At 65.1% G+C, this 13,193-nt stretch carries 11 protein-coding genes; 8 read left to right on the plus strand and 3 right to left on the minus strand.

Going from position 1 to position 13,193, the window contains the following annotated elements; all coding sequences use genetic code 11:
- Positions 1-19 precede the first annotated feature (19 nt).
- Entirely contained in the window at positions 20-1,102 is a 1,083-nt protein-coding gene (gene ald, locus CH281_RS22745) for an alanine dehydrogenase (RefSeq protein WP_094695572.1), read from the minus strand.
- A gap of 112 nt (positions 1,103-1,214) precedes the next feature.
- Between ald and CH281_RS22750 the strand changes: the two genes are divergently transcribed.
- Positions 1,215-1,739 carry an Lrp/AsnC family transcriptional regulator gene (locus CH281_RS22750; protein WP_027495632.1) on the plus strand — a complete coding sequence of 175 codons (525 nt, stop codon included), beginning with the start codon at positions 1,215-1,217 and terminating at the stop codon, positions 1,737-1,739.
- A gap of 6 nt (positions 1,740-1,745) precedes the next feature.
- Here the strand turns inward: CH281_RS22750 and CH281_RS22755 are convergent, their stop codons facing one another.
- Positions 1,746-3,611: an Hsp70 family protein gene (locus CH281_RS22755; RefSeq protein ID WP_094695779.1), complete on the minus strand. Its 1,866-nt coding sequence runs from the start codon at positions 3,609-3,611 to the stop codon at positions 1,746-1,748.
- A gap of 99 nt (positions 3,612-3,710) precedes the next feature.
- Positions 3,711-5,066, minus strand: coding sequence for a hypothetical protein (locus tag CH281_RS22760; protein ID WP_143544850.1), 1,356 nt, complete (start codon positions 5,064-5,066; stop codon positions 3,711-3,713).
- A 276-nt stretch (positions 5,067-5,342) separates the two neighbouring features.
- Between CH281_RS22760 and CH281_RS22765 the strand changes: the two genes are divergently transcribed.
- The 7 genes from CH281_RS22765 to CH281_RS22795 all read left to right on the plus strand — a co-directional run bounded on the left by CH281_RS22765 (position 5,343) and on the right by CH281_RS22795 (position 13,173).
- The gene (locus CH281_RS22765) at positions 5,343-5,600 is read left to right on the plus strand and encodes an acyl carrier protein (RefSeq protein ID WP_027495629.1); all 258 of its coding nucleotides are present in this window, start codon (positions 5,343-5,345) and stop codon (positions 5,598-5,600) included.
- Between the two features lie 5 nt (positions 5,601-5,605).
- A complete protein-coding gene (locus CH281_RS22770; RefSeq protein ID WP_027495628.1) occupies positions 5,606-6,763 on the plus strand; it encodes an acyl-CoA dehydrogenase family protein in 1,158 nt (385 codons plus the stop codon).
- Positions 6,760-7,698 carry an amino acid--[acyl-carrier-protein] ligase gene (locus CH281_RS22775; RefSeq protein WP_032386497.1) on the plus strand — a complete coding sequence of 313 codons (939 nt, stop codon included), beginning with the start codon at positions 6,760-6,762 and terminating at the stop codon, positions 7,696-7,698. The genes CH281_RS22770 and CH281_RS22775 overlap by 4 nt, the downstream gene beginning before the upstream one ends.
- Before the next feature lie 46 nt (positions 7,699-7,744).
- Positions 7,745-9,553 (plus strand): alpha/beta hydrolase, encoded by a 1,809-nt coding sequence (locus CH281_RS22780; protein WP_094695574.1) that lies wholly within the window; start codon positions 7,745-7,747, stop codon positions 9,551-9,553.
- Positions 9,550-11,124, plus strand: coding sequence for a lipopolysaccharide biosynthesis protein (locus CH281_RS22785; protein WP_052053541.1), 1,575 nt, complete (start codon positions 9,550-9,552; stop codon positions 11,122-11,124). Before CH281_RS22780 ends, CH281_RS22785 begins: the two co-directional genes overlap by 4 nt.
- Positions 11,125-11,362: 238 nt before the next feature.
- Positions 11,363-12,214, plus strand: a complete 852-nt coding sequence (locus CH281_RS22790; RefSeq protein ID WP_032372043.1) for a glycosyltransferase family 2 protein — start codon at positions 11,363-11,365, stop codon at positions 12,212-12,214.
- Positions 12,211-13,173, plus strand: coding sequence for a glycosyltransferase family 2 protein (locus CH281_RS22795; RefSeq protein WP_032386498.1), 963 nt, complete (start codon positions 12,211-12,213; stop codon positions 13,171-13,173). Before CH281_RS22790 ends, CH281_RS22795 begins: the two co-directional genes overlap by 4 nt.
- Positions 13,174-13,193 lie beyond the last annotated feature (20 nt).

A 13,193-nucleotide genomic window follows, 5' to 3' on the forward strand; every position in this document is an offset into this window, starting at 1 on the left:
GTGCGGCGAAGCCGCTCGGTCAGGCGAACGCAGCCGCAACGGTCGCGGACAGCAGCTCACCCTCATTGGTGCTCAGGCCCGCTTTCAGACCGGGGTCCGCGGCGCAGGCGGCTTCCCAACCCTTATCGGCCAGGGCAACCACGTAGGGCAGGGTGGCATTGGTGAGCGCGTACGTCGAGGTACGTGGCACGGCTCCGGGCATGTTGGCCACGCAGTAGAAAACGGATTCGTGCACCTTGTAGGTGGGATCGGCGTGGGTGGTGGCCACCGAGTCCTCGAAGCAGCCGCCCTGATCGATGGCGATGTCGACCAGAACCGATCCCGGCTTCATGCGCTGAACCAGGCTGTTCGACACCAGCTTCGGCGCTTTCGCTCCGGGGACGAGTACGGCTCCGATGACCAGATCGGCAGCCAGCACGGCCTGTTCGAGTTCGTATGCGTTCGACACCACTGTCTTGACGGCACCGCGATACTGATCGTCGATCGCGCGCAGCGCTCGGACATCGAGATCCAGTACGGTGACGTCGGCGTGCATACCGAAAGCGATTGCGGTGGCGTTCTTTCCGGAGACGCCGGCTCCGATCACGACGACGTTGGCGGGACGCACTCCCGGTACGCCACCCATCAGTACGCCGCGGCCACCTTCACTCGACATCAGGTGGTAGGCACCGGCCTGCGGTGCCAGACGGCCGGCAACTTCGCTCATCGGCGCGAGCAGGGGCAGCGATCCGTCTGCGGCAGTGACGGTTTCGTAGGCAATGGACGTGGTGCCCGACGCCAGCAACGCGTCGGTGCAGGCCTTTGACGCCGCAAGATGCAGGTAGGTGAACAGCACCTGACCCTTGCGCAGGCGTGAATACTCCTCGGCGATGGGTTCTTTGACCTTGAGCAGGAGATCGGCCGCGTCCCAGACGGCAACCGCGTCGGTGAAAATTTGCGCGCCTGCGGCTTTGTAATCGGTATCGGTGAACGACGAACCGGCGCCGGCTTCGGTTTCGATGATCACTTCGTGTCCTCGCGAGACAAGTTCGTGCACGCCTGCCGGGGTGATGGCCACCCGGTATTCGTGGTTCTTGATCTCGCGTGGAATTCCGATTTTCATGACGTCCTCCTGCAGTGGCGGTGACCGAAGCGACGCTCCGTGGGTACGCCAACTATGAATTATGTGCGGAATTGCTGCAATGGATGTGAACAAAATTCTGTATCGTCGGGCCATGGATGCAGATAGTTCATTTCAGCCGGTCGATGAGGGGGCTCGATCGAATGATGTTCGGTCCGTCGCCCTGGACCGAATCGACCACATTCTGCTCGACGAACTGCGTCGAGACGCACGCACACCGAACAATGCGCTGGCGGCCGCAGCAGGGATCGCGCCGTCCACTGCCCTCACCCGAGTTCGGGCGCTTGTCGAACGCGGCGTCATCCGCGGCTTCCACGCCGACATCGACCCCGAGGCCCTCGGGCAGGGCATTCAGGCCATGATCTCGGTTCGGCTGCAAGCGGATGCTCGACGGCGGATCAGCGAATTCGGTTCGAAGATCGCGTCCCGAAAGGAAACGCTGAACATCTACTTCATTGCCGGGGCCGACGACTTCCTGGTGCATGTGGCAACCGTCGACACGGCCACCCTGCGCGATTTCGTCGTCGAGAATCTCAGTGCCGACCCTGCCGTTGCGGCGACCGAGACCATCTTGATCTTCGAGCACATCAGGCCGCGAAACACGAACGCGGACAAGTAGAACCGATCAGGGTGCCGGCGGCACAATCGGCGGGAAGCCCGGCAACGTGAAGTCCGGGAAGCCCGGAATCAGCGGCGGCGGTTGCTGCGTCGTGACGGGCGGAACGGACTCGACCGGTGCCGGCGGCGGCTCGACCGTCGTGGTCTCGGTGGTCGTGACCGGCTGTTCCCACGTGGTTTCCGGCTGCTCGGTCGTCGGCTCCACAGTGGTGGTCGGTTCCGGCGCAGGCGGTGGCGGCAACAGGACGGGAGCAGGCGTCGTCGTCGGCACCGTCGTGACCACCGGAGTATCGGTTTGGTCGCGACTGACCGAGGTGTCCACTACCTGCGGAGAGTTCTGGTGGGTGAACATGAAGCCGGACACGGCGACCACCGCTGCCGCGCAGAACGCGAGCACTCCGCCGGTCCGCAGCCTGCGCCGTGCGCGAGTGCGATCGTCTTCACCGTCGTCGTCGTCGTAATCGGCGTCGAGCCAGTAGATGTTCTTCAGCTGGAACGGAACAGGCTTACCGTCCTCGACGGTGTCGGCGGCAGCATCGGTGGCGGACGTATGCGACACCGGCTGTACTGCAGACGCTTCCACGGCGACGGCAGAGACCTCACCCACTCCGTTCTCGGAAATCTCGTGCACCGCAGTCGATTCCGACGAAGGCTGAGCCTCCACGGTCGACGGCTCGGGAATATCGGCGGGCGCGTCGGCGAATTTCGAGGATTCAAAACCGGTTGCTGCAGAAGCCGATTCGGTCACCGATGCGGCGGCAATCCACGGACGTGCGGGCACGGGACGAGTCGAGCTCGGCGTCGCCACCAGCGGTGCGGCATGCTGCGACTCCGAACGCGCAGGCATCATCGGCTCGGGCGCAGGTGGCACCACAGGCACCGGCGGTGCCACCGGAGCCGGCGGGACAACAGCGGCGCTGTCCGTGTGTCGACGTCTCGGCACGCTTGCCTGCGCGTCGCGCGCGGTACGGTCCGGAGCGGTTCTGGTGCGCGAATTCGGCCGCGCGGCCAATGCTGCTCCGCGTGCGGCCACCGTCTCGGGCTCGGTCGGGACAATCGAGGGCAGTTCGAGCAGTGGGCCCACGCGCTGCTGGACGATGGGCATGCGGGCACCACCACCGATCAACACGACCGCGTCGATCGGCACGTTGGCACCGATCATGACCTCGCGGGCGAACTCGATCGCCTCGTCGAGCAGGTCTGTGATCAGCAGTTCGAAATTCTCCCGAGACAGCAGGATCATCCCGCTCGCGTCGGGCAGGCACACGGCGTCCTGGGTGGACAGGCGTTCCTTGGCGATGCGGCAGCGCTTCTCGAACAGCGCAATGTCGGGGTCGGTCGCCGGCTTACCGAGGCGCTGGAGCTGATTGTTGCGCACGTAGGCGTCGATCAGATCACCGCTGTAGGAGCCGGAGCGCTGAGATGCAGTCACCGTGCGCGCTGTCAGGTCGACGACGCTGACCGTCAATCCGGAACTACCGAGGTCGAACAGGGCGACAGAGCCGGCACCTCGCGCCTCACCGGTGACGGCGAGGTATTCGATGACGGCCTCGACCTCGGGGACCAGGTGGTAGTTGTTCAGGTGAGCACCGGCGAAGGCGGCGCGCAGCGCATCGGCCTGACGCGGATCCCGGTAGGCGATGCCGGTGGACAGTTCGGGTTCGACCTCGGCAGCGGCACCGATCGATTCGGCGGCCAGGTGCGGGAGGTCCCCGGTGGCACTGTCGATCAGTTCGTTGCGGAAGAACAGTGGCCGCTCGACGTCGGCGACCAGGGCGGACGAGGTGTCGCCGGAGGCTCCGAACTGGTCTGCTCTGGGCTGCGCCGTACGCACGGCTCGGGTCCCCATGGACACCCCAAGCAGCACAGTCACGATCGTCGGCCTCACTTCGTTCGGCGGTTTCGGTGAACGCCCCATCGGGAGTCCACCCGCACACGGTACCGTCTCGCGGCGAGCTGCACTAAAGGGTGCCTACGGGCCTGCTTGTTCGGCTTCGGTGTCGATGAAGCCGAAACCGATGTCGGACGCCTCACCGGGAGGCTGGTACATCTCACCGGTGTACGAATATTGCTCGACGTAGAGCTGCTCGTACGTCAGAGTGGTCGGTCCCGCCGCCGCCGGTTGGTCGGGTGGAGGTGTGTCGGTGACCGGGGGTGCGATCTCGGCGAGAGTTGCCTCGAAACCGGGGTCGGTATTGATCACGGATCTGGGCGCATTGTCGAAATCGGCGAAGACCGCGAACATCAGCGCGACAACCACGACTCCGACCGACACCGCCACGGCGCCGATCTTGAGTACCGCCTGCCGAGTCCACTGGCGGTCCGACAGAGTCGACAGGTACGACAACGGAATCGCAGCGACCCCGCGGCGACCGACACCACGGGCTTTGTGTGGCGATGGGTCTTCCCGAGCGAGTTCCGGTTCCGCTTCGGGTTGCGTCGTCGACTCGACCTCGGACGGCGACTCCGATTCCACTACCTCCGCTACAGGCGAGGGTTCCACTACCGGATCGGGGGCCTGCTTCGAGCCGATTTCAGCCCTGATCAGCGCGCCCTCGGCAACCGGCGACACCGAGTCGTGGACGGTGAGCGGCACCGGCCAGGTGGCGCGAACTCGCCGCTGGACGAGGGGGCTGTTGGCCACTCCTCCCAGCAACACGATCGCGTCGGGGGTCCGGGGACCGACCCACTCGATCATGTCGTCGATCAGTGGGGTGGCGACCGCCTCGAACTCGTCGCGTTCGAGGATCATCGGGCCGTTGTTGGGTGCGCGCACACCGGCCGACGTGGTCAGTAGCTCCCGAAGCTCTCGGAAGAACGTGCGATAGGACGCGGCACCCTCGGGCCCTTCCGGTTCCGGCAGGATCCCCTTGGTCATCACCAGGCCCTGCACCACGTCGTCGAGGCGTTCGCCGCCGAACGACTCCGTTCGGTCGTGCCATTCGACGGTTTCTTCGGCGGTGTTCAGAACCAAGGCCGACGTTCCGCGTCTGCCGAGGTCGAGCACCAGCACGGTCGTCGCGTCGGCGAGGGTGTCGAGCGAACGCACGAACGCGAGCAGCGCGTAGTGCTCGTCGACCGTCTCGACGGATGCAGCCAGGCCCGCCGACGTCGGGAAATCCGTGTAGCGCAGGGTGCGAGCCTCGCGCCCGGTGATGACGACGGAGTCGAAGGGGCCGCGCGCTCCGATTCGGTCGGACAGGTCGTGCATCGCGCGGCCCGGATCGGTGAGCTCGAGATCGACGGACTCGACGACGCGGCGGTCACCATCGGTGTAGGCGATGCGCAGGGCGTCCGACTCCACGGCCACGCCGCAGACTGGTCCCATCGAGTGTTGTCCTTCGATTGCTTGCCGTATGAACAGACGATCGGAACCTATCGTACGCACGCTCGGTGTGGCCGAAACGAGCAAACGGGCCGAAAACCGACATGCGGGACGTAGGTCACGAAACTTGCACTCGGTATGCGGTATCGGCTTCAAACAATCTGAGATATTGTTTACCCGGGTCTGGGGAGACTGCGGGTCGAAATATTTTCCGTCGGCCTGTACGACTTGCGTGGCCGCCCGGTCTCGCACCCAAGCGATCGGTGGAGGTCCGTCACGATGGAAACACTCAGTACGCAGTTCGACGCACGCATTCGGGACGTGCTGGACAAGCTCGGCAAGATGCCGGTCGCCGCGTCGGACATCGACTCTGCTTCCGACCTCTACGACAGTGGCTTGACCTCGCACGCGAGTGTCAACGTCATGATCGGCCTCGAGGACGAATTCGACATCGAATTCCCGGACTCGATGCTGCAGAAGTCCACGTTCGCGAGCATCGACGCGATCGCAGCTGCTGTCGCACAACTCGCAGGCTGACGACCATGACGGTCTCGTCCGACAGTCGCCCCGCGCAACTGCCCCTCACCGACGTCCTCAAGACCCTCCGCACGTTCGCGGCCGAGGTCGACCGCGAGGGCAGGTTTCCCGCCGAGTCCGTCGACGCTCTGCGCTCGGCAAATCTGTTCGCCGCCGCGATACCGACGGCGCTCGGCGGCGGTGGCCTGTCCCTCACCGAGCTCGCCCGGGTAGCACGCGATCTCGGTGCCGAATGTGCATCGACGGCAATGATTTTCGTCATGCACCAGTCTCAGATCCTGAGCATCGTCAGGCACGGCGGCACCCCCACATCCGACGCGTTGCTGCGCCGGATCGCAGCCGACCAACCGCTCGTCGCGTCGGCGACGACGGAGATCAACATCGGCGGCGACGTGCGTTCGAGCAGCTGCGCGGTCGAGTACGACGGAGACCGCATCCACCTGGCCAAGACCGCACCGGTGATTTCGTACGGCGAATACGCCGAGATCGTTCTCGCGACGGCGCGGCGCACGGTGGACAGCCCGCCGAGCGATCAGGTTCTGGTGGTGTGCCAGAAGCCCGACGTCACCCTCGAACGCACCAGCAACTGGGACACTCTCGGGTTTCGTGGCACCTGCAGCCCGGGCTTCCAGCTCGACGCCGTTGCCGACCGCTCGAGCATTCTGCGCGACAACTACGGCGAGATCTCCTCGCAGACAATGCTTCCGGTCGCCCATGTGCTGTGGGCCTCGGCCTGGCTCGGTATCGCCGACGCAGCCGTGTCCAAGTCCCGCAAGTTCGTCCGCAAGGCGGCGAGCAAGAGCCCCGGCGTCACTCCTCCCTCCGCCCTGCGGCTGGCCGAATTGTTCGTGGCCCACGAACAACTCGTCGACACCGTGTTCGGCGCAGCGGCGAAGTTCGAGGCCATCGCAGATTCCCCCGAGGAGCTCGGTTCCATCGGTTTCGCCGTCAAGATCAACAACGTCAAGGTGACGGCGTCGACTCTCGTCATCGACATCGTCGGCAAGGCGATGCAGATCTGCGGCATCTCCGGGTATCGAGAAGACGGCGACTTCAGCATCGGACGGCACCTCCGCGACGCGCACGGCTCGGCGATCATGGTCAGCAACGAACGCATCCTCGCGCACAACTCTCAACTCGCGCTTCTCTACAAAGGCAAATGATGACCCAGACACAGGACAAGACCTCCGAACTGGATTCGGCGCGAAGCGAATTCAGGCAAGAGCTCGTCGACGCCGGCTTGCTGATCCCGTCGTCGGTACTCGGTCTGTACGGCCGGTCCGGCGAGTTCGAGGACATCATCGAATCGATCGACCGTCGGGTCGTGGCCGCGAGCGCGTCGGAACACGGAACGGCTGTGCCCAGGTTCCGATTCCCACCGGTCTTCCCGCGGGAAGCATTCGAGAAGACCGACTACATCGCGTCGTTCCCCAATCTCACCGGTGCCATCAACACGTTCGACGGCGACAACAAGGCCCATGCCGCGCTGCTAGCCGATCGGTCCGAGGGCAAGGACTGGGATCACCACCTCGAGTCGGCCGGGACGATGCTGGTGTCCGCGGCATGTCACCCGTCGTACTCGATGTTGCCGTCCGTACTCCCGTCCGGCGGGACGACGTACGACATCTACGGGTACTGCTTTCGGCACGAGCCTGCCGTCGACCCTGCTCGCATGCAGGCCTTCCGCATGCACGAGATCGTGCGGGTCGGCACTCCGGACGACGCCGTCGCCCACCGGGAGAGGTGGGTGCAGCGCGGCCTGGAGGTACTGGCCGATCTGGGTCTCGAGGCGGAAGCGGTGATCGCCAACGATCCGTTCTTCGGTCGGGCAGGTCGCATGCTCGCGGCCAATCAACGCAACGAGAACCTCAAGACCGAGCTGGTCGTGCGGCTGTACGGAGACCTGGACGACGGCACGGCCGTGGTCTCGTGCAACTGCCATCGCGATCACTTCGGCCACACCTTCGACATCAGCACCGCCGACGGCGAACCTGCTCACAGTGCCTGCGTCGGATTCGGCATGGAGCGTATTGCGCTGGCGCTGTTGCGGACCCACGGGATCGACCGCAACAAGTGGCCGAGGTCGCTTCGCTCGTGACGTCGGTAGCCGACGTCGATATCCCTACCAGCGATCGGAGCGCGCTGTGAACACCACGAATACGGCGACATCCGAGTCCGCCGACAACCGTACCGACGAGCTCGAACAGCTACTGATCACCGAGGCAGGCGTACCGGGCAGACAGTCCACCTGGTTCGGGTCGGCAACATCGCCGCTGCTCGGTGCCGTGCACGTTCCCGAGGGATCGGTTGCCCGCGGTGCCGTCGTACTGGCACCGCCGCTCGGCAAGGAGCAGGTCGACTCGTACCGCGGTCTGGTCCTCCTGGCTCAGCGCCTCTGCGCTCGAGGCCTGCTCGTACTGCGCTTCGACTACCCGGGAACGGGCGACTCGTCCGGTGCACAGGACGACGACGGCATCGTCGAGCAGTGGCAACGCAGCGTCGTCACGGCGGTCGATTTCGTTCGGCAGTGCGGTGTTCGCGATGTTGCGGTCGTGGGTCTGCGAGCCGGCTCGCTGCTCGCCGCATCCGTGGCGGATCGGTGCGGCCCTCTGACGGGAATGGTGTTCTGGGATCCGGTCGTCAGTGGCCGCTCGTATTTTCGGGAACAGCGCGCTCTGTACTCGATGACCGTCGCGCGAGACGACGAGTCGGACCCGCGAGTGTCCATCGTCGGCGCAGTCCTGCATGCCGGAGTGGCGGCAGAATTCTCGACCCTGGATTCGTCGAAGCTGGAACGGCTCGACTGCCCGGTACTGGTTGCCACGCGCAGCGAACGTGCCGACGCCACGCCTGTTCGCAGACTCGTGTCCGCGCAGCAGGCGGACGAGCACACACTCCGCGATCACGACGCATTCCTCGAGCCACCTGCCTGGGACGTGGTCATTCCGCGTCCGGACATCGACGTGATCGCGCGCTGGGTACAGGCCACGTTCGCGTCGACGACCACGCCGGTCACCGTTCCGATCCGACGTTCCGCCGTGGTCTCGACTCCCCGGGGCGACGTCGTCGAAACCATCGAGCGGCTCGGTGACGACGAGCTGTTCTCCATCCGCACCACCGCGGTGGCCACGACGGCCGGCGGTCCTGCTGTGGTCATGTACGGCACCGCGTACGAGCACCGGGTCGGACCGGTACGGCTGTGGGTCGAGTTGGCCCGCACCCTCGCGACGGCGGGCATCACCTCGGTCCGTTTCGACCGTCGCGGTACGGGAGAGAGTGGAGACGTCGGTGCCGACGACGCACCCACGCTCTACAGCGAACTCGGCGACGACGACGCACTGTGCGCCGTTCGATCCGTGGGAACAGCGCCCGACAAGATCGTCTCGGCAGGTCTGTGCTCGGGTGCGTGGTATGCCGGTTACGCCGCCCACCGGGAGGGCCTGAACACCGCAATCCTGATCAATATGCGCGAATGGACAACGCGGCGTGTCGATTTCACCAAGAGATCCACGATCGCCCAGAAGCAGGGATTGACCGCGATCGCACTCGACCGCGCACACACGGCCGCCGTTCGCTTCAAGAACTGGTCGCAACCCCGGATGCCGTACCGACTGTGGCTCGCGCTCGGCCGTCGTGGCTGGATCCAGGTTCCCGAAATCTCGTTGGGAGAACTGCAGCGCAAGGGAGTCGACGCGTCCGTGCTGCTCGTCCCGGACGACAAGCAGTGGTTCCTCGACAACCGCGGCCCCGAGAGCCTGCATCGGTTGCGCCGCCGGGCCGAGCCCGAGCACCCACCCGTGGTGAAGGCGTTCACGGACGGAGATCACACCCTCTTCGGACGCGATGTTCGCGACACGGTCAGGGCCGAGATGCTGCAGACGATCGGTGCTGCGCTCGGAGTCCACATCGAACCGCAGGACCCACCTGTGAAGGTGAACTGGACGCCGTTGTGAAACATCGCGCTCGCCGGGTACCCCCGCCCGATCACGGCCGACTCGACAAGATCACCTACTACCCTGTCGAGCAGGTCCGATGGGACATGGGCTTCAACAGCCGCACCGTGCCTTTTCACGCGGTGCCGCCCGAGTTCGCGGTCGCGGCATCGCAACCCGCCGGACAGCTGTCTGCGGCCGATTCGATCCCCGACGGGGACCCGATGTTCACCGCGGCCGAGGCGTCGGGCACGGCGGTTGCAGGCTCCAAGCCCGCCGGCCGCAATCTCGCACTGAACTCGTTCGCGATGATGTTCTCCACCATTGCCACCGGCGCGCTCGGTCTGGCCTTCTGGGCCGTGGCGGGCCGGCTGTTCCCCGTCGAAGAAGTCGGCAGTGCATCGGCGGTGATCGCGTCGGCGGTGATGATCGCGACGCTGTCCAACCTGAGTCTCGGCTCGATGTACGAGCGGTTCCTGCCGACCGCGGGCGTGAAGGCCAAGTCCTATGTGCTTCGCGGCTACGCTGCCGTGCTGTCGCTGGCGCTGGTCCTGGGATGCGCGTTCTTGGTCGTGGCACCGGTGGACGAGTTGTTCACCACCACGACCGAGATCGCGACGTTCCCGATTTTCGTCGGCGTACTGGCCGTGTTCGCGCTGCAGGATCAGACGTCGTCCGGGCTGGGCTTCGCGCGGTGGGCGGCGGCCAAGAACGTCTTCCACGCGGTCGTGAAGTTGGCGGTCCTGGCCGTCACGTACGAGACCGGCCGTAGTTTCACCATCATCGCGGCGTGGGCGGTACCGGCGGCCATCGCGGCGATAGTGCTGTTTCGCGCGTTCGGGAAGAAGCTCGGCACCGATCCGCGCTACCAGCTCACACCGAACCTGCCGCCCCGTAAAGAGCTGTGGTCGTACTTCGGGTCGGCGTACGGCATCACTGCCCTGGGAACCTTGGCACCCCTGATGATCCCGATCATCGTGGTGAGCACGCTCGGTGCCGAGCAGAATGCCTACTTCTCGCTCACCTGGTCCATCGTGAGCGCCATCTACGTGTTGATCGGGGTACTGGTCGGCCCCTTCGTGGCGGAGGCGGCTGCACATCCCGAACAGTTCTCCAAGCTCGCCAAACGCTTCATCGGCCTGCTGTGCATCGTCGCCGTGGGCGGATCGTTCTTTCTGGCGGTCGTCGCACCGTTCGGACTCGGTATCGTCGGCCCCGACTACCGCGAGAACGGGACCATCATCGTCCATCTCGCTGCCGTCACCATCCCGCTGTCCGTCATCGGGGCCCTGTACGACGGTCTGGCCAGGGTCCGTCGTCGTATGCGGCTTGCGGTGCTCGTCCAGATCGCGGCCACCATCATCATCGTCACCGGGTCGCTGACGTTGTCACCGAGCTTGGGCATCGCGGGCATCGGCTGGTCTTATCTGGCGGCCGAAGCCTTCGGTGCCGTGGTTCTGTTGGTGCCCCTCATCAGGTGGATCGGGGACCTGTCCGGCGGCGCTGGTGCCGAGCATGCCGCGCCGGCTCTCGATCCGCGCGACGAATCCACGTCGCAGGCGACGGGTCGTGAGCACAGCGTACGAGCGTAACCGACATCACTCTCGTTAGCTGGCACCGCAAACATTCTTCGAGTACGTTTATACGCAGCTTGACAATCTCATGGCTTCTTTTAAGCTTCTAGTCAGGAAAAGACAGTGGGTTCGACGGGTAGATCAATCCCGCCGAAACCTACGTGCGAACTCGGCGGGGGTCGTGTCGCATCGGTCAGATACAGCTGCAGTAGCTCGATCAGCTAGTGCCCACCGAACTCGAACATCTGGAATGGATATGTTGAATCGTCAGAATCCCCGCGTCAGTGTCGTCATCCCGACTCTCAACGAGGCCGCGAACCTTCGCCATGTCCTCCCCTTGCTGTCCCACGAATTCGAGCTCGTACTGGTCGACGGCGGATCCACCGACGGAACCATCGAAGCCGCACGCGAGATTCGCAGCGACATCCGCGTCATTCAACAGACCCGCAAGGGTAAGGGCAACGCGCTCGCTTGCGGCTTCGAAGCTGCCACCGGCGACATCATCGTCATGTTCGACGCGGACGGCTCTGCCGACGCGGCCGAGATCCCCCGGTTCGTCGATGCCCTGATCGCCGGTGCCGACTTCGCCAAGGGCAGCCGGTTCTGCGAGGGCGGCGGCAGCCACGACATCACGCCGCTGCGCCGCGCCGGCAACGGTGGTCTGCACCTGGTGGCCAACACGCTCTTCGGCACCCGTTTCTCGGATCTGTGCTACGGCTACAACGCCTTCTGGCGAGACCTGGTGCCGGTCCTGGATCTGCCCGTGGTCGATCAGCCGGGCAGCGAGGGAATGATGCTGTGGGGTGACGGATTCGAGATCGAGACCATCATCAACTGCCGCTTCGCCGAGGCGTCCGTACGGATCGAAGAAGTGCCGAGTGTCGAGCTGGCGCGCATCTACGGCCAGAGCAACCTACGCACCTTCTCCGACGGCTTCCGGGTGCTGCGCACCTTGATGACCGAGCGCATGCGCGCCCGCAGAATCTCCCGCAAGCACATCGCTCGTCCGTCGCGTGAGTCGATCGATGCCCGCACCGACATGGACCTCGAGTTCGAGGTCATGGAGTCGTTCGGCGAGGTCATCGAGCTCCGCGAGAGAACGGCGTGAGTCTGCCGACTTCCTCGGTCGTCATTTGCGCGTACACGTTGGCTCGATGGTCCGAACTGTGCACTGCCGTGCGTGCAGTTCTCGATCAGAGCGTCGCTGCCGACGAGCTGATTCTCGTCGTCGACCACAATCAGCAGCTGGCCGAGCGCGCTCGAGCGGAATTCCTGCCGCTGAGCGAGACCGTGAACGTGGTCGAGAACAGCCACCCACGAGGACTGTCGGGGGCACGGAACACCTCCCTCGACCTCGCCACGGGTGACATCGTCGTCTTCTTGGACGACGACGCGTCCCCACGCACGACCGAATGGCTCGACGCCATTCTGTCCCATTACTCGGATGATGCCGTGTACGCCGTTGGGGGCTCTGCATACCCGGTATGGCCGGACAAGCGTCCGGCCTTCTTACCGGCCGAGGTAGTGGGTGAACCCGGCGAACTCGATTGGGTCGTCGGGTGCACCTACCGCGGGCAGCCGACGGAAACCGCTCAGGTCCGTAATCTCATGGGCGCGAACATGTCTTTCCGCCGCGCGCCGGTCGTCGAACTCGGCGGCTTCGTCTCCGGAATCGGCCGGATCGGACGCGTTCCGCTCGGGTGCGAGGAGACGGAACTGTGTATTCGCCTGCGCCAGACGCATCCCGACGCGCAGATCGTGTTCGATCCCTCGATCGTCGTCGATCACACCGTCAGTGCCGATCGGACGCGACCCCGCTACCTCATCACCCGCAGCTACGCCGAGGGCGTGTCCAAGGCAGCGATCGCCCGACTGATCGGTGCGGGCGACGCACTCTCGTCCGAGCGTGCGTACACGGCCAAGGTTCTGCCGCGTGCTGTCGGCCGTGAGACGAGCGCGGCTGCTCGCGGCAACCCGGCGCGCGCGTGGGGCGCGATGGCTGTGGTGGCCAGCGTCGGGGCCGCGGGAGTCGGTTATGTCCGAGGCAAATTCAGTGTGAGCCGCTAGCGGCACGTGCACGGAACTTC

The organism is Rhodococcus sp. 06-221-2 (assembly GCF_002258365.1).
In the GTDB taxonomy this organism is placed as follows: Bacteria; Actinomycetota; Actinomycetes; order Mycobacteriales; family Mycobacteriaceae; genus Rhodococcoides; species Rhodococcoides fascians.